Origin of the sequence: Rubritalea marina DSM 17716 (assembly GCF_000378105.1) — a bacterium.
GTDB classification, from domain to species: Bacteria; Verrucomicrobiota; Verrucomicrobiia; order Verrucomicrobiales; family Akkermansiaceae; genus Rubritalea; species Rubritalea marina.
This window is the reverse complement of the sequence record NZ_KB899254.1, coordinates 1-23,400: the sequence shown is the minus strand read 5'-3', so window position 1 is coordinate 23,400 and position 23,400 is coordinate 1. Positions and strand designations below refer to the sequence as shown.

21 protein-coding genes are annotated in these 23,400 nt (G+C 52.5%); 7 read left to right on the top strand and 14 right to left on the bottom strand.

The window, feature by feature from the left end:
* The first annotated feature begins 255 nt into the window (after positions 1–255).
* From F454_RS14590 to rph, 4 genes are all read left to right on the top strand, one after another.
* Positions 256–687 carry a P-loop nucleotide/nucleoside kinase family protein gene (locus F454_RS14590; RefSeq protein ID WP_018970033.1) on the top strand — a complete coding sequence of 144 codons (432 nt, stop codon included), beginning with the start codon at positions 256–258 and terminating at the stop codon, positions 685–687.
* A gap of 84 nt (positions 688–771) precedes the next feature.
* A complete protein-coding gene (locus tag F454_RS0107525; RefSeq protein ID WP_018970032.1) occupies positions 772–1,401 on the top strand; it encodes a PEP-CTERM sorting domain-containing protein in 630 nt (209 codons plus the stop codon).
* A 173-nt stretch (positions 1,402–1,574) separates the two neighbouring features.
* A complete protein-coding gene (locus tag F454_RS0107520) occupies positions 1,575–2,447 on the top strand; it encodes a LysR family transcriptional regulator (RefSeq protein WP_018970031.1) in 873 nt (290 codons plus the stop codon).
* A 73-nt stretch (positions 2,448–2,520) separates the two neighbouring features.
* Entirely contained in the window at positions 2,521–3,309 is a 789-nt protein-coding gene (rph, locus tag F454_RS0107515; protein WP_240471549.1) for a ribonuclease PH, read from the top strand.
* Positions 3,310–3,460: 151 nt separating this feature from the next.
* Here the strand turns inward: rph and F454_RS16325 are convergent, their stop codons facing one another.
* Both F454_RS16325 and lpxK read right to left on the bottom strand, forming a co-directional pair.
* Positions 3,461–3,643, bottom strand: a complete 183-nt coding sequence (locus F454_RS16325) for a hypothetical protein (protein ID WP_156817192.1) — start codon at positions 3,641–3,643, stop codon at positions 3,461–3,463.
* Between the two features lie 52 nt (positions 3,644–3,695).
* Positions 3,696–4,910 carry a tetraacyldisaccharide 4'-kinase gene (gene lpxK, locus F454_RS14585; protein ID WP_018970028.1) on the bottom strand — a complete coding sequence of 405 codons (1,215 nt, stop codon included), beginning with the start codon at positions 4,908–4,910 and terminating at the stop codon, positions 3,696–3,698.
* Between the two features lie 97 nt (positions 4,911–5,007).
* Between lpxK and F454_RS15735 the strand changes: the two genes are divergently transcribed.
* A complete protein-coding gene (locus F454_RS15735; protein WP_018970027.1) occupies positions 5,008–5,562 on the top strand; it encodes a hypothetical protein in 555 nt (184 codons plus the stop codon).
* A gap of 297 nt (positions 5,563–5,859) precedes the next feature.
* On the opposite strand, the gene leuC is transcribed toward F454_RS15735, so the two are convergent.
* The 5 genes from leuC to F454_RS0107475 form a co-directional block, all read right to left on the bottom strand.
* Positions 5,860–7,266, bottom strand: coding sequence for a 3-isopropylmalate dehydratase large subunit (gene leuC / locus F454_RS0107495; RefSeq protein ID WP_018970026.1), 1,407 nt, complete (start codon positions 7,264–7,266; stop codon positions 5,860–5,862).
* A gap of 316 nt (positions 7,267–7,582) precedes the next feature.
* Positions 7,583–9,385: an Hsp70 family protein gene (locus F454_RS0107490; protein WP_018970025.1), complete on the bottom strand. Its 1,803-nt coding sequence runs from the start codon at positions 9,383–9,385 to the stop codon at positions 7,583–7,585.
* A 342-nt stretch (positions 9,386–9,727) separates the two neighbouring features.
* The gene (gshAB, locus tag F454_RS0107485; protein WP_018970024.1) at positions 9,728–12,037 is read right to left on the bottom strand and encodes a bifunctional glutamate--cysteine ligase GshA/glutathione synthetase GshB; all 2,310 of its coding nucleotides are present in this window, start codon (positions 12,035–12,037) and stop codon (positions 9,728–9,730) included.
* A 94-nt stretch (positions 12,038–12,131) separates the two neighbouring features.
* Positions 12,132–12,728 (bottom strand): methyltransferase domain-containing protein, encoded by a 597-nt coding sequence (locus F454_RS14575; protein ID WP_018970023.1) that lies wholly within the window; start codon positions 12,726–12,728, stop codon positions 12,132–12,134.
* An 8-nt stretch (positions 12,729–12,736) separates the two neighbouring features.
* Complete coding sequence (locus tag F454_RS0107475; RefSeq protein ID WP_156817191.1) at positions 12,737–13,405, bottom strand: hypothetical protein; 669 nt, start codon at positions 13,403–13,405, stop codon at positions 12,737–12,739.
* A 300-nt stretch (positions 13,406–13,705) separates the two neighbouring features.
* On the opposite strand from F454_RS0107475, the gene F454_RS0107470 reads away from it, so the two are divergent.
* Positions 13,706–14,353 (top strand): hypothetical protein, encoded by a 648-nt coding sequence (locus F454_RS0107470; RefSeq protein ID WP_018970021.1) that lies wholly within the window; start codon positions 13,706–13,708, stop codon positions 14,351–14,353.
* A 68-nt stretch (positions 14,354–14,421) separates the two neighbouring features.
* Positions 14,422–15,717 carry an AI-2E family transporter gene (locus F454_RS14570; RefSeq protein WP_018970020.1) on the top strand — a complete coding sequence of 432 codons (1,296 nt, stop codon included), beginning with the start codon at positions 14,422–14,424 and terminating at the stop codon, positions 15,715–15,717.
* 73 nt (positions 15,718–15,790) lie between these two features.
* Here the strand turns inward: F454_RS14570 and F454_RS0107460 are convergent, their stop codons facing one another.
* The 7 genes from F454_RS0107460 to F454_RS14560 are packed head-to-tail and all read right to left on the bottom strand — an operon-like array spanning position 15,791 to position 23,094.
* Positions 15,791–16,201 carry a hypothetical protein gene (locus F454_RS0107460; RefSeq protein ID WP_018970019.1) on the bottom strand — a complete coding sequence of 137 codons (411 nt, stop codon included), beginning with the start codon at positions 16,199–16,201 and terminating at the stop codon, positions 15,791–15,793.
* A gap of 14 nt (positions 16,202–16,215) precedes the next feature.
* Complete coding sequence (locus tag F454_RS14565) at positions 16,216–17,628, bottom strand: DUF58 domain-containing protein (RefSeq protein ID WP_018970018.1); 1,413 nt, start codon at positions 17,626–17,628, stop codon at positions 16,216–16,218.
* A 3-nt stretch (positions 17,629–17,631) separates the two neighbouring features.
* The gene (locus tag F454_RS0107450; RefSeq protein WP_018970017.1) at positions 17,632–18,636 is read right to left on the bottom strand and encodes an AAA family ATPase; all 1,005 of its coding nucleotides are present in this window, start codon (positions 18,634–18,636) and stop codon (positions 17,632–17,634) included.
* Positions 18,633–19,901, bottom strand: a complete 1,269-nt coding sequence (locus F454_RS0107445; RefSeq protein ID WP_018970016.1) for a DUF4350 domain-containing protein — start codon at positions 19,899–19,901, stop codon at positions 18,633–18,635. Before F454_RS0107445 ends, F454_RS0107450 begins: the two co-directional genes overlap by 4 nt.
* Positions 19,898–21,397, bottom strand: a complete 1,500-nt coding sequence (locus F454_RS0107440) for a DUF4129 domain-containing protein (RefSeq protein WP_156817190.1) — start codon at positions 21,395–21,397, stop codon at positions 19,898–19,900. The genes F454_RS0107445 and F454_RS0107440 overlap by 4 nt, the downstream gene beginning before the upstream one ends.
* Positions 21,363–22,337 carry a stage II sporulation protein M gene (locus F454_RS0107435; RefSeq protein WP_205619003.1) on the bottom strand — a complete coding sequence of 325 codons (975 nt, stop codon included), beginning with the start codon at positions 22,335–22,337 and terminating at the stop codon, positions 21,363–21,365. Before F454_RS0107435 ends, F454_RS0107440 begins: the two co-directional genes overlap by 35 nt.
* A gap of 4 nt (positions 22,338–22,341) precedes the next feature.
* The gene (locus tag F454_RS14560) at positions 22,342–23,094 is read right to left on the bottom strand and encodes an RDD family protein (protein ID WP_018970013.1); all 753 of its coding nucleotides are present in this window, start codon (positions 23,092–23,094) and stop codon (positions 22,342–22,344) included.
* Positions 23,095–23,400: the final 306 nt, after the last annotated feature.

Sequence of the window (23,400 nt, the reverse complement as noted above, 5' to 3'; positions counted from 1 at the left end):
AACTCACGCTGACAAGCTGTCGAAAGTACTATGCATATCTAGATAGTCATCGTGAACTTACACTCAATCTAGCAGTGGATAGTTTTTAGGATGAAAATAAACAATAAGCACAACATGTGACGCGTTATGACTATTTTCAAACAAAGTTTCAAACCGAGTGCAATAATGACATTTCCATTGAGTTTTACAATGCGATCCATGATTTTCCATTTAGAATAGCAATGCACTCAGCCATTGCTCACCCAACACAACACGATGCACCGCTTACACATTGTATGTGGCCTTCCCGCCTCAGGAAAAACCACCTTTGCTAAAAAATTAGCAAAGCAAATCCACGCTGCCTATTTTGATAGTGACTCAGCCACGGACTTGATGATCCAAGCAGCTCACCGCGCTGCTGGACTCGACCCACACGATCGTGACTCAGCCCTCTATAAGACCACGTATCGAGAGCCCGTCTACGAGACATTGTTTCAGCTCGCCGACGACAACCTAGCTCACACCGACGTCATCCTAGCAGGCCCGTTCACCACTGAGCTTCGCGACAAAGCAAAATGGCAGGCCCTACTTGCTGAACGCTTTGACGGGTGCCAGATTGAGATCCACCACCTTGAGATAGATGAATCACTACGCCTAGAGCGCATGCATGCACGCGGAGCACTAAGGGATCAGGCCAAACTCTCGTGAGCATGCTGCAACGACTGATTGACATTCATCTAGACTAACGAGTGATCAATAGGTTATATTCACCGTGATTCACCCTCAATCACCATGAATAAATACCCTCATCTTCTCACGCTAGGCGCACTAGCTTGCCTCAGTTCCCTCTCCCATTCAGCTGTCCTATTCACCTCTTCCGGTGGCTACCTGACAGGCATCACTCTCACAGCCCCTCTTTCCTTCACCGTCGCTGACGGAAGCTCCTCAACCATCGGCACGAACGGCTACAAACTGGTATTCCAAGACGCCTACACCGGATTAGGCGGCAGCGAATTCACTGGAGCCTCAGGCCCAACCATTTCTGTAAATGCTGAACGGGTGGGTGGTTTAACTCAGGATTGGGACTTCGAAACATCTCAAGTGCAGCGTGGTTTCTCCGGCGGTGACATCGATGGTCCAGACCTCCACGTGCGCTTCGTGATTAATAATGTGAGTGACTTTAATGCCACGCTCTTCACTACCATCAACATCCCAAGCAGCCCTATAGTCACTCTCGACAGTTTGACCACACTAGAGGAAGTCAACAACGTGTCCCCAGGCGGGCAAGTCAACGTCTTCATCGCCACGGCCGCAGGAGATCAGATTACCAACGTAATGGCTGTCGACGTGATCCCAGAGCCGAGCAGTACGGTAATGCTCGGACTTGGCCTGGCCGCAGTCACTCTGCGCAGAAAGCGTTGAATCAAGCCCCCCTCAATGCCTGAATAGCCACGGCAAAACTGTGGCTATTTTTGTGCCATTCCATACAATTTTTTACAGTTCCGATGGAATAAAACTAACTAATGATAGCTCGCACACGCACAAGCTAACACTAATAGCTAAATCACCCCAAACCTGCACCTAGACCCCACCCAATGGCTATCAATTTAACCACTTCGCAACTTTCAGCCCTCGAAGCATTAGCAGAATTTCGCCACTTCACCAACGCAGCCGACAAACTAGGCATCACCCAATCCGCTCTAAGCCAGCAAATCAAAAGCCTCGAGCATTCCGTTGGTCTCCCGCTCATCAACCGAGACACCCGCCCGCTCACCATGACAGATATCGGTGAAAGATTGCTAGGCAGAGCCAAGCTCATTTTACAACAGACACGCAGTATTGAAGCGGAATTGCTTGAAACCGAATTGCTAAAACAAGGAAATCTCTCTTTCGGCATCATTCCCACCATTGCTCCCTTTTTAACCAGCAAAATCCTCCCCCCCTTCATCGCGGCACACCCAGAGATCAAACTAAAAATCCACGAGGACACCACCAAGGAACTCGCCCGTAAGGTACACCAAGGTCACCTCGATCTCGCGATCACAAGCGACCTCAACACCCTAGATAAATCCGTAGCTTCCCACTTCGAAGAAATCCCTCTCTTCAATGAAAAACTCTACACCGTGAGCCCCACCATGCAGGATAGCGGTGAGGAAAACTACATGCTCACCCTCAAAGACGGACATTGCCTCAGAGATCAAACCCTCGCCTACTGTGACCCGACGATCGAACACCGAATCGTCTGCGATCAGATCGCCACCTTATTGTCCTTGATAGAATCCGGTGTCGGCTCCGCCATCATCCCCTCCATGGCTGTGCCACGTCCCATCCCCCCCAGCATCAGCGTGGAAGAAATTACAGACGCCTCGCGTAGCGTGCAGCTCATCACACGCCCGAGCACGCACCCCAATCCCGCCGCCAAAGTCTTTATCGAATCAATCTCCAACACACTCGAAAGCCTCAAGTAATTCGGCGCTTTTCACCCCCATTATTGACGCCAAGAAGCCTCCCAATTTCCTTGAATCCTCGGGCATCTTCAGTATGACTGTGACTATGCAGCGTCCAGACAGCAGAGCCAACAATGCCCTTCGCCCGATCAGCTTCCAAGCCAACGTGGCGCCCCATGCCAACGGATCGGTGCTCGTCTCTTTCGGTGACACACGCGTGATCTGCGCCTGCACCATCGAAGAGGATGTGCCGCGCTGGATGAAATACCAAAAAGTCAAAGGTGGCTGGCTCACTGCCGAGTACAACATGCTCCCATACTCAACCCTGGACCGCAAAGCACGCGACATCACGCGGGGTAAGCTCGATGGACGTTCCTCTGAAATCCAACGCCTCATTGGCCGATCCATCCGCTCGGTGGTCGACCTCAAAGCACTTGGCCACCGCACTCTCTGGATCGACTGCGATGTGCTCCAAGCCGACGGCGGCACACGCACTGCGTCCATCACCGGAGGCTGTGTCGCAGTGGCGATTGCCCTCAATAAGCTAGTAGCCGAAGGGAAGTTGAAGAAATCCCCACTCAAGCAATTGGTAGCAGGGATTTCCTCCGGAATCTACAAAGACACCGCGGTGCTCGACCTGAACTACCCTGAAGACCGAGATGCCAGCGTCGACTTCAATGTCGTCATGACTGAGGACCTCAACTTTGTGGAACTCCAAGGATCCGGCGAAGAAGCCACCTTCAGCGCCCAACAAATGGCACAAATGATTGAGCTCGCTACCGAGGGTGTTCAACAAATCACCGAGCTACAGAAAAAAGCCATCGCCGATGCTGACAAGCCAGACGGCGACTCCCTCGCTGACTTAGCTGCTGCATTTAGTTAAGCTAAATCGGCCAAGCCGAAGTCACGCCACTTCGTGGGCTGGTTCCCATCAAGTGGCACACCATAGAGGATTTCCTGACGCCTCTTTTGGTCTATAATGCATGCAAACGGATGATTGCTCATCAAACGCGCCACCTCATCCCATTCAGCGACTAAATTGGCATGCATCCATTGTCGCCTGGCACCGCCAGACCCGCTTCCATTGAACGGTGTAAAATTTCATGATGGTGAATGTCTGCCGCCAGAATCGCCTGCGAGCCAAATACGTAAATCTCTCGAGAATTCGTAATTTTTCCAGCAGCTCTCAGCAGATGAACTAAATCTTGTTTTTCCATAGGACTCAACAATTGAGCCTAACATACTAGCCTGTAAAATTTGGAAAATCTATCAGGAAGCAAAAGCGCGCTCGTTGATCAACAGGGGATCAATGGGCATCTTTTCGCCGCAAACACGATCGACCAACTTATCCCAGACCTCCTGCCCACTGAGGATATCCACCTCGATGCGTAGGAAGTAGACCTCCACATCCATTTCCTCAGGACGCGGAAAACGCACAGCATCCTTTTCCGTGGTCACGATGATATCGGCATCTCGTCTGACACAGCGGCGCATGAAGCGATCAATATCTTTCTGGCTAAAGGAATGGTGGTCAGCGTAGGTGCGATGGAATAGCACGTTCGCCCCATAGTCGGTGAGCTTTTCTTCAAAGCTCTGCGGCACCGCAATCCCGCTGATTGCAGCAACATACTTGCCCTTCAAAAAATCCAAAGGCAGCACCTCGCCGGTAAACACATTCTCAATGTACTGCGGCCCGTGAGTGCACTCGATAATCTCAGCGACTGGATTGTACTTACGGATCTTTTCTATCAACTCAGTATTCCCCGCCTTGTAGCACTTCGTGATGAACACGTAATCCGCCCGGCAAAGATTGCGCGGCGGCTCGCGTAAGGTACCACGCGGCAGGATTGCACCCGTCCCGAATGGAGCATTAAAATCAACAAGCACCACATCAATCGTATGGCCTAGCTTCAGAAATTGCATACCGTCATCCAGCAACAACAAATCAGACTCCAACTCTGAAATCGCAAAGCGCCCGCCTTTCACACGATCTTTGTCCACCACCACTGCCACGCCATCGAGATTCTTGGCCAGCATGTATGGTTCGTCTCCAGCATATTGCACGTCCAACTCTAGGCCCCGACCGGCACTCACCACTCTAGGCATATCTTCCTCAGGAATTTCCTCGCCAGTCTCACGGCTGCGCCAGGTCTGCGGGCTATCTAGCTTCTTTGATTTGTACCCACGTGAAAGGATCGCCACATCGCGCCCTCGGTCACGCAGTGTTTTGGCAAACAACTCCACCACAGGCGTCTTGCCGGTACCTCCCACCGTAATATTGCCAATGCTAATCACAGTAGTGCCAAGTTGTACTGGCTGGTTCCAATGCGAACGATATAGGCGAAGGCGCTGCTTCACCCCAAAGCGGTACACCCAAGACAACACACGCAAAAAGCAACGCATGAGAGAGGCGCGAAAGCCCTTCACACGCCCAAAAATGACGTCTTCTCCCCACTGTTCGAGATCTTCTAAATTGTCACTCATTGCTCGCTGCAGACAGCATCTATCATCGCCCCGCAGACAACAAGCATCATTTACATTACGCATTCCATCTTCAGCAGCACTGGGGTATCGTCACGCCATGCCGAGTCACGCGCCAGCACCCTGCCCTTTGCTACCCGAGATTTCCAGCCCAGTTCCCGTCACACACACGCGTGTGCATCGAGAAGAATGTGGCCCTCATTTTTACTTTAGCTGCCTCGAGCTAGCCCAATCGCAATGGCTCCATGAAAAGCCCGCTCAAGCCATCCTCCAGCTAGACAAAGCAATGATGGCTGTACTCCCAGACAACCACTCCATACTCGATAGCCACCCGATCCCCTACGATGCGATCCTTTGGATGATCAAGCATGCTCGTGATGAGCACTTCCTTGGCGACCCAGTGCGGCATTTCCAGCACCTCGCCACGCGCATGAACCCCAAGCAAGCACAACCAGAACTACGGATTGCCCGCGCCTGGGCCTGCCTCCACCTCACCGAACAAGAATTTCCTGAGCGAGGCTTCTCCAGAGACCTCCTTCAGATTCAGAGAGAGCAGATTGAGATTCCCACGGCGAGAGAAACCCTGAAGAGCATCAGCGCGTTCAGCCCCCACTTGTCAGAAATCACCTACCTCCAGAATCATCTCCACAGCTAAAAGCCTCCCAAAAACAAAGAAAACCGCTCCGGAGATCGCTCTCCGAAACGGCTTTGTATCCTACACAATGAAAACATGAAGAAGCGCATTGCCTCTTACATGTGATTTAATACGCAAGCGTACTCATCACTTCTTTCAAAAAAAGAACACTTTGCATTTTCCTGATGAGAAGCTCTTAAACAAATCGTTTTAAAAGCCCCAAATAAGTTCGTTTCACGACAAAAAAAGACCCCCAGCTGGAACATCCAGAGGGGGTGAAAAATATTTTGTAGGCTGAGCAACCCCAGCAGCTAGGACTTAGGCACTGAGGGCGCGCACGTCGCTCACCTTGCCATTCACAGCCGCAGCCACCACCATCGCAGGGCTCATGAGAATCGTGCGCCCTGTGGGTGACCCCTGACGGCCTTTGTAGTTGCGGTTCGAGGAACTCGCACAAATTTGATCTCCTACCAACTTGTCTGGGTTCATCGCAAGACACATAGAGCAACCTGCATGACGCCATTCAAAACCAGCCTCGCGGAACACCTCAGCAATTCCTTCTTGCTCGCATTGGTGCGCCGTGATCTGCGAACCGGGAACGGCAATTGCCTTCACCCCATCTGCGACTTTGTGCCCCTTGAGCAGCTTTGCTGCCTCACGGAAATCTGAAAGGCGGCCATTCGTGCAGGAACCAATGAAGGCCACATCCACCGGAATCTCACTCACGGGAGTGCCCGCTGGCAGCTTCATGTACGCAAGCGCCTCATCGATACTAGCCTTCTCTTCCGGCGTCTTAGCCTTGGCTGGATCTGGAATGAGCTCAGAGACACCCACCCCGTGATCAGGTGAAATCCCCCAAGTCACGGTTGGTTCAATGTCTTCTGCGTTAAAGTCTACCACGTCGTCGTAATCAGCATCGGCATCGGAGGCAAAGCCCTTCCAACGCTCCACCGCAGCATCCCATTCATCTTCCTTAGGAGCGTACGGGCGCCCCTTAAGGTATTCAAATGTGCTTGCATCCGGATTCACGTATCCACAGCGAGCACCACCTTCAATCGCCATGTTACAGACCGTCATGCGCTCCTCCATGGTGAAATTATCAAAGACATCGCCGCCGTATTCGTAGGCGAATCCAATCCCCCCCTTGGCACCAAGGTGACGAATGATATGCAAAGACACATCTTTCGCATACACTCCAGGCTTCAACTTGCCATTCACATTGACGCGGCGCACCTTAAGCTTGGCCATCGCCAGCGTCTGAGTCGCAAGCACATCACGCACCTGAGTGGTACCGATACCGAAGGCAATCGCCCCAAAGGCCCCGTGGGTCGCCGTGTGTGAGTCTCCACACACAATCGTAGTACCTGGCTGGGTGATCCCTTGCTCGGGCCCCACCATGTGGACGATACCCTGCATCCCTGTACTCAATGAGAAATACTTGATGCCATACTCTTCCACATTCTTCTTCAGCTCGTTGATCATCGCCTCAGCCAGGTTGTCTTGGAAGGGCTGCTGCTGATTGTCAGTGGGCACAATGTGATCCACCGTCGCGAAGGTGCGATTCGGAAATTTCACACTCATTCCTAGGTCTCGGATCATACCGAAGGCCTGCGGCGAGGTCACCTCGTGAATCAAATGTGAACCAATGAACAACTGTGTGCGTCCATCCTCCAAGATTCCCACGCTATGCGCGTCCCAGGTCTTATCGTAAAGTGTCTTTCCCATATCGTCTGTGTGTGTACGGCGCCGCAAACTTGCACCGATTTCCCTCTAAAGGCAACCCCTAAGACTACCCATTCACACTCCAAAAACTTAAGACCCTAAAACGATATAAGCCCGCCCCGATTGCTCAGGACGAGCTTATTACCTACACATGAAAAATTAGTTTGGACTGTGGGGCTCTCACCCCCGCTATCCTCGCTATGAATAACTACAACAAAGAAGCGCCCATGATTTGTTTCTTTGTCTAATTTGTGAGAAAAAATGTGATCTTTTTTTTAGATCACTCTGAATCCCTTATTCCATCAACGATTGAGGGCAATTAATTTTCTTCTAAAGATTGCATCAACGCGGCTTCCATCGCTTTTTCGACTAAAATAGCAGCCATTTGTTCTGTGGCCTTATCGAGCACTTGAACCGCAGCCTTCAAACGATTTGCTTCTCCAGCCACCATCGCCTGTCGCACCTCTTCTACCGAAGCGTGAATCTCCACCACGTCTTGTTCCGATAATTCCTCCTGAAGCTGCTGCATCGCCACATCCACTGCAGGGAGGAGCTCCTCAGCTTTCAGCTTTGCCTCGGTGAACACACGCTCCGCCATGTCGTCAAAGGCATAATCGACGCTCTCGCTGACCATATCTTCTACCGCTTGATCATCCACATCGACTGCGGCGCTATCAATCTGCAGCAACGTGTCTTTGCCGGTTTGAGTGTCGCGCGCGAGCACCTCAAGGATGCCATTTTCATCGATGGCGAACTGGACGCCAACCCGGGCCTGACCTTTCCTCGCTGGCTCAAACAGCACATTCACTTGGCCCAGCTCCCAGTTATCCCGTGCCATCTCACGCTCACCCTGCAGCACGCGAACACACATTTCCTTCTGGTTCGCCACCGCATTGGTAAACATCTCACCCGCCTTGCATGGGATTGTGGTATTCCGTGGAATCAACACATTCATCAATCCTCCAAACGTTTCAATCCCCAGACTCAAGGGAGTCACATCGAGCAGGACGATGTCGCGCAAAGCCCCAGAAAGCACACCTCCTTGAATCACCGCTCCCAAAGCCACCGCCTCGTCAGGATGCTGACTCAGATCCGGCTTCATGCCAAAGACTCGCTCCACCAAGCGGCGTACAGCAGGAATACGGGTACTCCCCCCCACGAGCACCACCGCATCGAGATCTACAGACTCCACTCCTGCGTCATTCAAGACTCGGCGGCAATGTGACTCCGTACGCTGGATCACCCCAGCCACCACGCGCTCAAATTGCTCTTGAGTGACCGCCAGCTCTAGATGGAGGTTTTCTCTAAAAAATGGGATTTGTAAGCTATGCGTCTCCTCCTTCGAAAGACTTTCCTTCACTTTGCGGGCCTCGCCCTGCAATCGATCGAGCTCATAAGCTTGCAGTTCTGATGCATCACCAGCCTGCTGCCAGATCCATTGCGCCAAGGCGTGATCAATGTCATCGCCACCCAGCTGAGTGTCTCCATCTGTCGCCAGAACCTGAAAGACTCCGTCTCGCATCTCCAAAACAGAAACGTCAAAGGTGCCTCCACCAAAATCATACACCGCCACCTTGGAGGAATCCCCCAACTTATCCAAACCGTATGCCAACGCTGCAGCAGTGGGCTCACTCACAATGCGCATCACCTCAAGACCTGCAAGCTCACCAGCCAGCTTGGTAGCTTGGCGCTGAGCATCATTGAAGTACGCCGGCACCGTGATCACAGCCTGCTTCACCTCGCGGCCGAGCTGTGCCTCAGCAAGGCGTTTCAATGTCGCGATGATTTCGGCACTATGCTCCTCTGGTTTGCGCCCTAAAATCAAAATACCACCATCCGCTGCCTGCTCGACCTTCAAATGAGAATCCTCGTCAGCCACTTCACTATAACGCTTTCCCATGAAGCGCTTCACACTCGTCACCACCTGCCTAGAAATCCCGCGCTGGCGCAGCGCATCAGCCCCCACCACCACATCATCTCCATCATAATGAATCGCACTTGGCGTGATGCGACTACCATTGGCGTCAGCTAGTAAAATAGGAAACCCGCTCTCCACCACCCCAATCACTGAGTTGGTAGTCCCCAGATCAATACCTACGATGTCATGTGCCTCGGATGCCATGCCCCTTTGCTATACCGCTTCCGCTACGGATCAAAGCAAATATAGGGAAAAACCACAGCATCTGTACCAACCGCTAGCAGGACCGAAAAAGCTGAGACCTGAGCCTCAGCAAGAATGCTTAAACCGTCACCATCAAGAGGCTGCGCCTACCCCCAAGTGAGGGAACCCTGGGATTGTAAGCGCAGCATTATCGAGGACGAACCTAGATGATAGGGGGGAATTAGGGAGGATTTTTCAAACGTTAGTATAAACACACCTTCCCAACACCTCAACAAGTTACTAACATTGAATAATTTACAATGAAACAAACACCCGCGCACACCATCGAATCCTCCGACCTCTTTAATAGCCCAAGAAGTCTAATAACTTGGAATTAAGTTGTCGATTCGTCCCAAGGTGTGGGTAACAGTGGATATGAATCGCTGGATTGAAATTCATCTCAATGATCGAATAATTCATGCCATTAGCAGCCGCCGCATGATCGTGTACCATCATATCCACACCGGCAATGGCAACCCCCATCACCTCCGCAGCTTGCGCCGCGAGCGCTAGGTATGTGGGATGCATCTCATCCGTGTAGTCGATGCTGTCTCCACCAGTAGAGATGTTAGAATTTTCACGAAGAAAGACCTGCTGCCCCTTCCCCGGGATGCTCTCAAAATCCATCCCTTGTTGCGCGAGAAAGATCTCTTCCTCACGCCCCTGAGCAATTTTCTCCAGCGGTCGAGTGTAGCCCACCCCACGCATGGGATCGAGATTCTTTCGCTCGACTAAGTGCCCGATGCTGGCGACCCCGTCGCCGATGACATTGGCCGGCACGCGATGCAAGACCCCGTGCACTTTCCCATCGATCACAAAAAATCGATATTCTTTCCCTTCGACAAAATGCTCTACCAAGACCTCGGAATCTTCCGCAAAGGCACACCGCAGCGCCTCTTCATATTGCTGGCTATTCGCGCCCTCTGGATAAATGGTGATACCGAGCCCGAAGTTCGTAGTCTTTGGCTTCACCACGATAGGGATTCCCGAAAAGCTCCCAAAACCAGACAAGGCATGCATCAAATCAGCATAGACCTCCCCCTGTGGCACTAGCATCCCAGCAGCAGCAAGCACCCGCTTCGTCACCAACTTATTCTCCATCATCAAGATCGCGCTGTAGCGATCGCGCGAGGTCTTGGTCGCTTGTTGCACATACTCCTCATGCCCCCCCTGTGACAATCGGACAAAGTTCTCAGCACGATCCATCCACTCGAAGCGCACCCCGCGCCGCACCGCATCGCGTAACAACAACTGAGTGGAAAGCTCTACCGCCCCCATCCCCTTGAAGCCAAAACCATGCTCAAGACTCTCGCGCCGATATTCCATGGCCAAATCTCGGTGGTAAGCGATGAATCCCTGAGCGTGCGACTGATCGCGGACATGCTCACGTAGCGGGTGACGTTCCATCTCCAACCATGATTGATAAAGCTCCAGAGACTCACGGTAGGCATATCCCTGAGTGGGGTTTAGCTGCGTTAATTCCAGCAAGCGCTGCAGCATGGCAACTAGCTCAGCCTGAGCCTCACCCTCGCCGTACTCACGCCCATCAACATCTTTGAGTCCCCCATGCAATCCACAGCAAGCACAGGCGTATTGATTCGCCGTAGCTCGTAATTGAGCCTCGACACTCAAGTCAGCACCTTCCTCAGAAAAGACCCCCTGAATCATCCAAGCGTGGAGCAAGTGAAGGCTTGATTCTCGAACCCCCACCTTCACCGATGGATCTAAATCTAGCATGCGGAATTCGAGATGAGTGATCCTCCCAGTCTCTGGAGACTTCTTCAAACGCACCGGACTGTAGAGCTCCTTCGCTGAATGTAATCTACCGTGATCAACCAACTCACCAAGTGTTTGTTCCAGCGATGCCACGCTACTATAATCGAGTACAAATTCCTCGTTGTTGCGGTAACCACACAGGCTGGCTCGGATCGACACGCTGCGGTCGTTGCCACAAAGCTCCGCCCCAAGCACCGGAAAGTCACCACAGACCTCCGCATAACTGAGATGCATCACCGGGCTATTTCCCAAAAGCGCCAACATCATCCAACGCTGCTTGAGCATCGTGCGAAGCGCCCTCAAGTACACCCGCTCACGAAACCCCTCATAATCCTCATCAAGGCCAGCGAAATCATCAAACCAAGCGCGTAACAAGGGCTCAGAAAAACTCATATTCACATGCACCCCAGCAATCATCTGCCGCTTGCGCCCATAAGCATCAGCCAAAAAATCCCGATAAGCACTGAGATCCTTGCCCTCATCTCCAAAGTCCGCAATCTGTATCTCCTCCGCGGACTCCGGGAGCTCCGGCGGCATGCTTTGTGGCCACAGTAACTCACCATCGAGATGCTCGACCACCACATCCTGCAAAGTCTCCAGAAACCCCAACGCCTCATGAGTCGACTCCAGAGGCGGAGTGATCAGCTCCAGCTGGCTCTCCGCAAAATCAACCGTGATGTATGGATTGTCCAGCTTGTCACCAAACGCTGCCGGGTGCGCCGTGCGCGCCAGCTTCCCATCCATATCCACACGCACATGTTCTTTTTCCAAACCGAACATCGCGTCAAACAACAATTGCTTACTGGACTCACTGAGTCGGCTGAGCTGCATCGACATACCACCATTATGTCCCCAGATTAAAATTTATCTAGCGGTTTCAGCCAAGCGACCCCAAAAAGTCTACCGTTCTCTCAAATGAGGGAGCCAAAGCTCACTCTCCGCAGCTAGCGAGGCGACGGAAAAGCATCAAACGTTCTCGGCCCTCTCTACCAGGGTAACTAGTCGCGGCTTCCTCATCCCACTCGAGCACAAAGTGGCTGGAAAATGCCGCCATCACCTCATCGCGCTGCAACAAAAACGGCGGGCCATCAAAGCCCCGATTCGGATCCACAAAGAACACCCCCAGCACCATCCCCATCGGCTTCAATAACTGCCACATCGACTCCACGTATTGCTGGCGCATCTCCGGAGCAATCGCGCAAAAACAGGTGTGCTCCCACACCATCTCATAGCTTCCATGCATCGACCCAGGCAGGTCAAAAATATCCAATTGATCAAACGCCACATTCTCTGGCGCTTCCTTGCGTGCACGCGCAACAGCAAACTCCGATATGTCAGCCCCTTGTACAAAACCACTCACCTTAGCGAGCTCTCGCACATCGTGCCCAAAACCACAGCCAGGCGCAAAAACACGCGCATCATCGCCAAATAATACCGGCTTCGACTGAATCAAATCCTTCAACCCCGGAGAGCACATCCCCTTATCCCAAGGTGTGTCGCCCGCTACATAGCGTTGTTGCCAGTCCATCGAATCGCTTAACAAATCTGGCGACCCTGGCTATCTTCCAGAATCAACATCTCTTCCGTAGTGAAACCAGCGCAAAAACGTGACGCCATCTGCATCGCTTCCTCAATCGTCGCCGACTGAGCAATCACTTGCTCGTCTCCATCATCAGGCTTGAGCTTAACCGTGAACGGCCCCTCCATCAGCTGCCATTGATCTTCCTCAAGCTCCACATACTTGGAAAAATCCACGTCTGGGAAGGTCAAATCAAGGAAATCTAAGATGCTCTTGTAAAACCAATACGGGTTGAGCTTGTGGTATTCCACATTGCGTTCTTCCACATTGCCGGTGCAGTCCAGTGTCTGCAGCGTGAATTCAAAACGATAGGGATCACCGGTGTAAACGATCGCTCGGTCCACTCCTGCTACCCGCACGTGCAATCCAGCACCACACACAAAAAGATCCTCAGACACATGAGAATCCGTATCAAACACCACCAACTCCAGAGCGTAGCCAGCATCGTAGAGGATCTCTCCCACTTTCTCAAACTCTGGCACAATCACTTCCTCAACGATACGCTCCATCTCCACAAAACCGATTCGCACGGCTTGCTTATACCGCGCCTCTTCATCGCGGAGCGACTGGTCGTCGCCACCTAGATAAAGATCTTCGAAATTAGGAACTTGTTCTGCAGTAGACATATTGAGGCTCAGAGGGTGATGTGCATCTGGGCACCACATACGACGAGAATACCCATAATTGCAACTGCAATATGCAGTGTCAAACGGGCGAGTCCCCGCGACACCATACACAATCAGGCTTTATTCAACGATAGACAATCAAATAATACCGCTGCCACCCCGAATAAGACAAACGGATGTTCAAATGTGGCAACCAACTAAGCGAGATCAAATTTTAATGATTTCGTTCTAGATTTTTTGTGCTAAATTATATATTCGATAACTTAATTCGAGACACACAGGTTCGAAACTTTCTCACCAATGGCAACCACAGACAACACAGCTGAAGACCCCCAGCTCACTCAAAAAGAAATCGATGCACAGATTGTGTTGCGTCAAAATTTCGTTGTTGGTTGCTCTGAGATGGAACGCATCACCGATGATATCATCATTCCTGTGTTCTCCGAATTCACCAAGTGCGCCCTCGGCTGCGATATTGGCATGGATGTCACATTGCTCGATTTCGAGTCCCCGTTAGACTTCCAACTCTACAATGTGGGCGTGCGCCTCGACTTCGAATATGAAGGCAAGGAAATCAGCATCAGCTTGATTGCCGACCCATCGGACTTCAGTTACGCCTTCGATGTCGTCGGTAGTGACCAAGAAATCACCGAGGTCATGCCATTCCACTCAGTGGTCCCGCATGAACTCCATGCAGCCTTGCAACAGCTTTGCGACGCGCACTTCCCGCAGATCAAGTACGTCTCAGAAATGCTCGTACCCGATGCCTTCAGCGAACGATTCGTCCCGCCATTCCGCGTCCAATACGACGACAACGGCAATGTCTCCGACGTCGCCACCACCCAAACGCTCACCGAAGCGGCCAACATGGGCAGCACCTTCGCCAAGATGTTCAAGAAGGAAGAGGCAATCACGATCATTGATTCACGCGACACCGTCGCCTGTTAGTAAGCGCTTGATTGCTCACTAACATCAGTGCATAAGATGTGTAGCTAAGTTCTAGCGACATATCACATATGAGCACTGAATACCCGTCCACCTTCCAAAAGCGTACCCTCTGGCGCGCCCTCACTGGCCTGAGCATCTGCACCCTCGGAGCCATCCTCTGCGGATTCATTTGGCTTATCGGCGATGTGCTCACCTACCTCCAGCCAGTCCTTCTGCCCGTAGCGGTATCTGGCGTGATCGCCTACTTGCTCGACCCCGTAGTCAGCTGGCTGCAGCGCAAAGGCATGAGCCGCCTCACCTCCGTGATCACCGTATTTAGCTCCTTCACTGTGTTCATCGTCATCATGCTGCTGATCACCGTGCCTCCAATCGTTAACCAAGCGAAAGACCTCTTCGAAAAATCAGAAGGAGAATCCAGCATGGGCCAAAACGTGACTCAGACGATCACCGAGTTGAGCCAAATCTCCTGGATCAAGCCAGCGGCGGACTGGGCACTAGCACCCTATGACTCCGAACTTACTCAGTCGCCCCCAAGCACAACCATCCCTTCTTCCGAGCCAGCCCAAGCGACCGAACTCGATGTCCCATTCAGTGAGACCAACATCGCCTACCACCTCACCTCACATGCCCAAGAAATCACTGAGTACCTCAACCGCTTCATCCTAGCAGGCACCCGCTCGATCCTCACCACCTTCGGATTTGTCGTTGGTGTCGTCATGGTGCCAATCTATCTATATTACTTCCTCAAAGAGTCATCCGCGATCAAGGCCCACTGGCACGAGTACGTCCCACTGCGCGCCTCAGAATTCAAAAATGAAGTGGTCGACACCCTCCAGGAGATCAATGGCTACCTCATTTCTTTCTTCCGAGGGCAGATCCTGGTCTCTCTGATCGATGGCTTGTTGGTTGGCATTTCTCTCTTCTTCTTTGGTCTCCCCTACGCTCTCGTCATCGGTGTGGCGATGGCCATCCTCGGCGTCATCCCCTTCATTGGAAACATCCTCTGCCTCATCCCATCCTGCCTGATCGCCTACGTCCACTTCAACCAAGAGGCCAACCGTGAGTCCCTGAGCTGGTTGCTCGGGCACAATCCCTGGATCTACGTCGTCGCCGTCGTCGCCATCTTCCTCATTGTCCAACAAATCAACTCGATGGTCACAGCACCGAAAATCGTGGGTGACTCCGTGGGCCTGCACCCGATGACCGTTATCTTTTCCATGCTTTTCTGGTCGCTGATCCTAGGCGGCTTCATCGGAGCACTGCTTGCCGTCCCTCTGACCGCAGCGCTCAAAGTGCTCTTTCGCCGCTTCATTTGGGAAGCACGCATTGTCTCAGCAGCACCCAGCCCCGAGCAAGGCACCTAAATACAAGCTGGGTCTCTGGCACAAAAAAGCCCTCCGTCTGCGACTGGAGGGCGTGAGCATCGGCAACTTGCCTCTAGACTTGGCGAGCCTTACGACCTTCGTCGATCAACTTCCAAAAGTGCTTCGAGTTTACCACTGCTTCATCCTCACTCAGCGGCATCTTCGAACGGAACAAGAAATCGCTCAGCGTGTTCTTGCTGAGCACACGGTACACAATCACACTCTCATCCTTCACCCCAAAGTAAATACGATGCTCGTCGGCGCGGAAGCGATACAGCGAAACCCCATCGCGCTCAAGCTTTGCAAACTCACCACCATCTAGGTTGGTCAGCTTTTCCTCAGTCACCTGGAAAGAACTCAATAAGTCCAATTGATCCAAAGTATCCAACTGCGACATCTCCGCAGCACTAATTTCATTAAAGACAATCTGAAGCACGCCGACACCATAAGCAGATGCTCGATCAGGATGAAGCTTTTTCCGCATTTTTCGAACGCCCCTCAAACTGCGTCGCGCATCATCAAGTAAGCATTTGACAATGCGATGGGGAGCTCCTGCGCAGTTTCATCTAGTGCGATGATGCCATGCTGCTCTAGCTGCTTGAGCAACGCCGCACGCTCATCAAGGTACAGCTGCGTGGCTCCTACGGCGAGCGCATCATCCAAGCCCCGCACTTCCTCATCCAGCCGCTGCATCACTTCAGCCTCACGCAGGTTTGCCAAGAGCGTCACATGCTTCATCCGCACCTGACGCAGCGGATCAATCAAGTCGGCACCGTCTTCACCACGCACATTACTCAGGAAAACTACCATCGAGCGTCGCTGCTGACGCATCAATAGACGCTCAGCCGCTTCGGCATAGTCACTGGGTGCAGTCGTCGTTTGGTAATCATACAGGTGGTTGAGAATCGCCGTCATCGAATGAATCCCCTTCACTGGAGCCAACCAGCGATCTTCGCCACCAAAGTTCAAAATCCCAACTTTGTCGCCCTGCTTCAGCGCCACATAGGCCAGCAACAGCATCGCATTCAAACAATGGTCAAATTGAGGGATATCACCATCCATCGCCCGCATCCTCCGGCCGCAATCAACAGCGAGAATCAAAGTCTGATCGCGTTGCTCTTGGAACTCACGGCTAATCAACTGGAGCTTCTTAGAGCTAGCCTTCCAATCCACACTCGAAAGCGTATCACCCAGCTGGTAATCCCTTAATTGATGGAACTCCTTGCTCATGCCAGCCCGGTCTTTCATCACAATTCCCATTTGCTCCGGCTTATTCTCCATCGCTAACAGTGAAAACTGAATCACCGGCTCGTAATTAGGATACACACGAGTCGATTGCACCTCACCCGCTCGAATTTGTCGGCTCCAAAAACCCAAGGCGCCAGAATGCTCAATGTGCGCAGCATCCACTTGCCACTCACCACGCTTTCGAAACAGCCCATTGTAGCTGATCTCTGCGTAAGCGCGAGCATCCACTTTGCCAAGCCAAGGCAGCCCCTGCGCCTCAGCCACCTCTGGCAACCCATCGTACACGCGAAGGCGCAGCGGAAGGCGCGATGCATTGATCAGCTTCAACGTGATTTCAGCCTCTTGATTGATGGCAAAACGGCCGGGCAGTACCCGTTCAACCGAGAGTGGAGCCATCCGTAATAAAACCAACAAATCAATCACCATCAAGCCAGCCCATAGCGCCAATGCAATCCACCAAAGCAGCTCCAGCCCTGGCACAATCGACACCAACACCCCCAACAGAAACCATCCCCCCCCGACAGCCACAGACAGAGCCGTTGGCTTGCAGCTGTATCGTCTCCACAAGACGAGAACACACAACAATGGCCCCACGTAGGTAATCACCCCGATCAGGAAGGAGCTCAAGCCGCTCATGGCAAGCACGTGGATAGGGTCGCTCATCGATTACTGACGTGGAGCTTCCACAGCGGCCACAATCTTATTGAGCACATCATCTACTTTTTGCCCGCTGATCACCAGCTCAGCAGCCAATTGCACCCGGTGACGCAATACCGGTAGGGCCGCTTGTTTGACATCATCAGGCACCACATAATCACGCCCCTCCATGTAAGCGTAGGACTTTGCAATGCGCACCAAGCTAATCGCACCACGGGTGCCCGCCCCCAGGCTGATGCCCTGAGTACCACGCGTCGCACGCACGATATTCACCGCATACTCCACCACCTCATCCACACACTTGATGTGTGCCACAGTTTTCTGAATCGCCAGAATGTCGGCGGGAGAACAAAGCTGCGCCACCGCACCCGGCCGAAGCCCAGCACCACTGGTGACGTCTTGCACCACCCGAGCCTCGTCTTCAGGGCTCGGGTAATCCATCACCACCTTCATCAAGAAACGATCCAGCTGCGCTTCAGGTAGCGGGTAGGTCCCTTCTTGTTCAATCGGGTTCTGAGTTGCCAGAGTCATGAATGGAGGCTCCAAAGACAAGGTCTCACCATCAATCGTCACCTGACGCTCCTGCATCACCTCCAGCAAAGCCGCCTGAGTCTTGGCTGGAGATCGGTTGATCTCATCCGCCAGCAAAAGATTGGTAAAGATTGGGCCCTTTCGCACCTGAAACACCTGGCTCTTCATATCAAACAATGTGAAGCCAGTCACGTCTGCCGGCATCAAATCCGGGGTGAACTGAACCCGCCCAAAACTCCCACCAAAGGTGTGCGCTAAGGCCACCACCAAGTGGGTTTTCCCCAAGCCAGGCTTCCCCTCCAACAGCACGTGACCACCAGCTAAAAACGTGGCAATCACCTGATCGATGATCAAGTCTTGGCCAAACACAACCTTGCGCAGCTCAGACTTTAGTTGCTGCACCAAGCCCAACAAGCCTAGCTCTTGCACATCGTTCGCAGGCTGCGCCACAGCAGCCTGAACTTCTTCGGAATCATTCATCATTGTTTCAATAGGTTTTGTAGAATTTTCGTAATCCGCACCATGTCATTGGCGTCTTTGATCTGCTCAGCATGCAGCGCTTCATGAAGCAAGTCCCGCTCCACCCCCGCCTTCTCAGCAAGTCGTTCTGCTAGCACATCGGAGTCCATTTCTTCGATGTGAGATTGGCCCGCACCACGCAACGCGGCGCCGCGTAGACTCTTCAGTAAAATGTCTGCACGTTGGTGGCGCCAGAAGAATCTCCCGACCTGACTCACATGCTCCAAGTAGCTCCTCGAATGACCAGCCTGCACATCCAGCATAGGGCCAAAGCGCGGCAAATTCTTCCACAGCCACAACACCAGCAAGACCAACAAAGACCATAGCGCCTTAGAGGCATGCTCGCCCAACATCGAAGTAAAGCTTCGCACCGTGCCTAAGGAAAAAACCACCGACCCATCGCCATCGGCAAGCACATCCAACAACTCAGCATGCTGCCCCATCACCAAATAAGGATTGCGGAAAAGTCGCGCGTCACTCACGAAGGTCATCCGCCCCAGATCCACACCTTCATCTTCAATATATCCATACAAACGGCTCAAAAAACGGTGTTCTTGCTGCCCACTATCAAACCAATCACCATCATAATACCCATCCTTCACCTGCATTCCCATGCTGCCTCCTAACAACGCTTGATACTCGGCCTCCAGCCCCACCTCAATCATGACCGTCTGCGCATTGGGCAGCTTCGTGCCCATAGCAATTTCGCGCAACTCTGCTTCCTCTGCTTCCTCTGCTTCCTCTGCTTCCTCTGCTTCCTCTGCTTCCTCTGCTTCCTCGTTCAAGGCCACACACTCAATATCCACCTCCGCAAAAAGCCTCACCAATCCCAGAGACAGCGCTCTATCGTCTTCCCCCACATCGTCTTTCCAAGTGCTGGGATCGTGATCCGTGTACTCACCCAGATCACTCCAATAATCCTCGGCCCGCTCCAAGAAGCACACAAAATGCCCCCCTTCAGCCACCCATTCCAGAATCCTCTCAGCATCCGCCACCGAGCGGACACTCGACGCTGGAGCAAACACGGTAGCCTCGGCGGCATCCAACTTTAGCACCCCAGTGCTACTTGTCACCATGTGACCATCCGATTGCAAATAACGCTCGGCAGCAAGGAAGGGATTCTTGCGCGCTAGTCCCATGTAGCCCAACACATTTTCGTGTTCCTCAGTCTCGCGACTACATGAACACAACAACAAGAGCGGCAACAAAAGGAACACCACACACTTCATGATCCTTGCTCCTTCCCAAATGGCCAGGCCCCAATCATCTCATCCGCCGCTGAGTCACTCGGCAGCATATTGCCATACGCCAGCCGCATCCATGCCTGTGTGAGTCTAGAAAAATACTGCCCACGTGCATCCGCCACATGACCCAGCACCGCGCGCAAACAATCAGACTCAGTATCACTACTCTCGATCACCACCTCATCCTGATGAATCAAGGCAGAGATCGAACCGCGGTAGAGAAGGCTCATCGCCAGGTGGTGCTCACCAGTATCCCAGGCCTCTCTAGCAGCCTTAGCAATATCGTCCGGCAGGCTCTCAGGAGAAACCACCATGCCCATCACACTACGAACCCTGGCACTGCTTCTCCCCCCATCTTGCGCAATCGCAGCTCCTGAAAAAATGTGCCGATTCGAATGAATAAGCCAGATCAACCCCGCCACTAGTGAGGCCACAATAAGGTAAAATATCACATTAGCAATCGCCCCCAACCCTTCGAGCTGCCAACCATCGCCGATATCCCACCATGACCATCGCTCACGGTCCACAGGCACCTCAATCACCTCAGTATGCACCTCAAAGTCACCATCTGCCATCACCCGCTCCAAGCGCTCATTTGAGGCACAAGCCTCGCCAATACAAAGCCCCGCAGCAATCACCAGAGTAAGCACCTTACCCGCAGTCTGCATCATCCCGTTCACACGCTCACTCATGCGCTTGAACGCCAGCTCGATATCCCAACCCTCGGTCACCGTCCTGCTATTGATATAGATGGCAAATCCCGCACCCACGCAGAAGGGTTCGATCACCGTGATCGCTGAGAGCATCAACCCCACCAAAATCCATACATACGGTGCAGGCATAAACACCGCATCACTCCCCAAGACATGGTCTACCCAAAACTCTTCAATCAAAATCTCATCCCCAAACAAGCCCACCGTGGTGAAGAATACAAAGAGCATCGAAAACATCGTGGCCAAAACCAAGACCAGCCCAATCATCGAGGCCTGGCTCGCCCCCTCGCCACCATTGCGAGCCAGCACTCGCACGCGATGCTTGTAAGCTTTACCCTTCAAGCCCTCGAGCTGCATCACCGGCTGAGATAAACCACGCCCCAGATCCAATGGCCCACACAACACAGTCAACAACAACCGCTTTGACCACAATCCTGGCAGCGACTTCAACACATCCATGCAACTCGGATCATCACCAAATAAACGGCGGCTTAGCACCCACAATGGAATGCGATCACAAAAAGGCACAACCCAAAGACACAACACACCCGCCAACCAAGCCCCCACTTCAGCATTCGAGATCAACTGACACAGGGATACGATGATAAACCATAAAGGCACTGCAGTGAGCAGCCAAGCACTCATGACCTTACCGTAGTTTGCACGCACCAGCGCACACCCTAGATCGATCGATTCCCAGCGGCCTCGCGGGCGAATCTCAGCAGTCACCTTCTCAAGCTGCACCTGACCTCCTTCCTGCAAAACCAAAGTACAAGGCCAACGCCACCCACCCAGCGATCCCCACTGAATACTTCACCGATGGAGCAAAGTCATGAGCCGACCAAAATCCTTCCACCACCGCCGCTAATAAAGTCAGCAAGAACGCACCGTACACCAAGGGTAAGCCCTTTTTCCCGCTCTCTAGCAATGCCCTTCCACGTGTCATGCGCCCAGGGTTGAGCAAGCCAAGACCAATCCGCATTCCCGCCATTCCTGCAACCACCATCCCCACAAGCTCATACGATGAATGTCCAGACACAAAGCTGAAGAACTTCACCGGGTCACCATACTCAATCACATACGCCATCGCCCCGCCGATGCCTAAGCCATTCATCAATAAAATAAACAAACTACCAACACCCGCTAGGATACCGCCAGCAATGATCTGAAAGTCGATCCCGATGTTATTGTTCACATAAAAGCTAAACATCATGAAGTTCGCTCCAACCTCATCGCGACCGTCTAAATTCGCCTCGTCACCTTTCCCATACATCGCATCCATGTTCGCCATCCCATCACTGCCTAAAATGCTGCGCACCCAATTCAAATCATGGTAAATCGAAATCCACATGCCGATGAGAGGCACCAAAAAAAACACCCAACACAGAAGATGTAGCCGCCACTCACGGCGTACCACCTGAGGGAATTCCACAGCCACAAACTTGAGCGACTTCTCTACAAAGCTCCCAGGGTTCGACGCCAGCAACTTATGCCCTCGGATCACCTGTTCATTGAGATACTCACAGACCGTCTCGCCGTACATGCGATAACGCGCAAGCGTCAGCTCGTGGCAACGCTCGCGAATCATCTTAGGCACCTCATCCACATCCTGCAACTTGCGGTCTCTAGCTGACTCTATAGCCTGCATTTTGAGATCATAGGCGCGCCACTTCTCCGCCCGTTGCTCTTCGAAATCTTGCACCTTCATCTCATCACTTCCCTTCATCTAACCAATGCGCCATCCCCAAAAGCTTCGTGAAGCCTGCACGCCCATTCTCACCTGTCACCGTCGATGCGTGATTGGCCAACTCAATACGGCGCTCTTCCGACCACAAGCCAGCACGATTCTTGAATGCAGCGATCGCCGCCTGCTCTTCTCGGTTCAATGCCACAGGCGGAGCCACCGACTCCAACGCGGGAGGCAACAAGGACTGCCCGTGCTTCACCGGCTTGTCATAGACCACCACGGTATTCGCTACCAGATCCCCAAGACGCTGAAACTTCTTAGATAAAAAACACGTCATCAAACCCGCACCATACCCCCCTATGAAAATCCCCATCGACCCAGAAGGCAAGCCGGGCAACATATCCACATAACGCAAAATATTCCGCACCAATACTTGCCCCCCACTAGCCCGATTCCCCGAGCGATCCACCACCCGAATCCCCATCGTACGCTTGCCAGGGGTCGCCGCCTTCTTGCCAATTTCAAACAAACTAAAATACCCCCATGAAAGCACAAATAAGGCCAGCAACATCAATCCTGTCGCAATATTCCCATTGGCCCCAATCGCCACGATTGAAGTCACAATCCCCAGCACAATCAACACCCCAGAAATGATCAGGTAATCGATCACCAAAGCCATCGCCCGAGCAAATGGCCCCGCCACTCGTAAAGTAATTTCTACCCCATCGCCGAGTTCCACAGCCTGCAGGGTATCAATCTTTTTCTCTACTAGTGCCATCCCTTCAAAAATACCCAAGCACCCTAACAAGCCCCCCTATCACGTAAAGCAAAAGATCATAGGATACACAAACAAAACCCATCTGTATCATCTCATCAATAGTTAAGTAAAAGCACACTACCCACCAACACCATCACCCCAGAAACTTCATCAAGGTGGGATTTCACACGCAGCTCCGACATCTAGAAAATGCCCTCCCTTATATTAGACAGACTAAATACAGAGGATCGTTGATTCCATGCACTCTCCCGTGCTACAATCCTTTCTATGTCCTCCCCCAGAACACTCGCTCCTTGGCTTGGCAAG

Bases quoted from the DNA above. Each gene is read 5' to 3' on its own strand.
- F454_RS14575 (WP_018970023.1), bottom strand. From the start codon at position 12,728: ATGGACTGGCAACAACGCTATGTAGCGGGCGACACACCTTGGGATAAG.
- F454_RS0107520 (WP_018970031.1), top strand. From the start codon at position 1,575: ATGGCTATCAATTTAACCACTTCGCAACTTTCAGCCCTCGAAGCATTA.
- F454_RS14570 (WP_018970020.1), top strand. From the start codon at position 14,422: ATGAGCACTGAATACCCGTCCACCTTCCAAAAGCGTACCCTCTGGCGC.
- F454_RS0107450 (WP_018970017.1), bottom strand. From the start codon at position 18,636: ATGATGAATGATTCCGAAGAAGTTCAGGCTGCTGTGGCGCAGCCTGCG.
- F454_RS0107525 (WP_018970032.1), top strand. From the start codon at position 772: ATGAATAAATACCCTCATCTTCTCACGCTAGGCGCACTAGCTTGCCTC.
- F454_RS15735 (WP_018970027.1), top strand. From the start codon at position 5,008: ATGCCGAGTCACGCGCCAGCACCCTGCCCTTTGCTACCCGAGATTTCC.
- lpxK (WP_018970028.1), bottom strand. From the start codon at position 4,910: ATGAGTGACAATTTAGAAGATCTCGAACAGTGGGGAGAAGACGTCATT.
- gshAB (WP_018970024.1), bottom strand. From the start codon at position 12,037: ATGTCGATGCAGCTCAGCCGACTCAGTGAGTCCAGTAAGCAATTGTTG.
- F454_RS16325 (WP_156817192.1), bottom strand. From the start codon at position 3,643: ATGGAAAAACAAGATTTAGTTCATCTGCTGAGAGCTGCTGGAAAAATT.
- F454_RS0107445 (WP_018970016.1), bottom strand. From the start codon at position 19,901: ATGAAGTGTGTGGTGTTCCTTTTGTTGCCGCTCTTGTTGTTGTGTTCA.
- F454_RS0107470 (WP_018970021.1), top strand. From the start codon at position 13,706: ATGGCAACCACAGACAACACAGCTGAAGACCCCCAGCTCACTCAAAAA.
- rph (WP_240471549.1), top strand. From the start codon at position 2,521: ATGACTGTGACTATGCAGCGTCCAGACAGCAGAGCCAACAATGCCCTT.
- F454_RS0107475 (WP_156817191.1), bottom strand. From the start codon at position 13,405: ATGTCTACTGCAGAACAAGTTCCTAATTTCGAAGATCTTTATCTAGGT.
- F454_RS0107435 (WP_205619003.1), bottom strand. From the start codon at position 22,337: ATGAAGGTGCAAGATTTCGAAGAGCAACGGGCGGAGAAGTGGCGCGCC.
- leuC (WP_018970026.1), bottom strand. From the start codon at position 7,266: ATGGGAAAGACACTTTACGATAAGACCTGGGACGCGCATAGCGTGGGA.
- F454_RS0107490 (WP_018970025.1), bottom strand. From the start codon at position 9,385: ATGGCATCCGAGGCACATGACATCGTAGGTATTGATCTGGGGACTACC.
- F454_RS0107460 (WP_018970019.1), bottom strand. From the start codon at position 16,201: ATGCGGAAAAAGCTTCATCCTGATCGAGCATCTGCTTATGGTGTCGGC.
- F454_RS14560 (WP_018970013.1), bottom strand. From the start codon at position 23,094: ATGGCACTAGTAGAGAAAAAGATTGATACCCTGCAGGCTGTGGAACTC.
- F454_RS14565 (WP_018970018.1), bottom strand. From the start codon at position 17,628: ATGAGCGACCCTATCCACGTGCTTGCCATGAGCGGCTTGAGCTCCTTC.
- F454_RS14590 (WP_018970033.1), top strand. From the start codon at position 256: ATGCACCGCTTACACATTGTATGTGGCCTTCCCGCCTCAGGAAAAACC.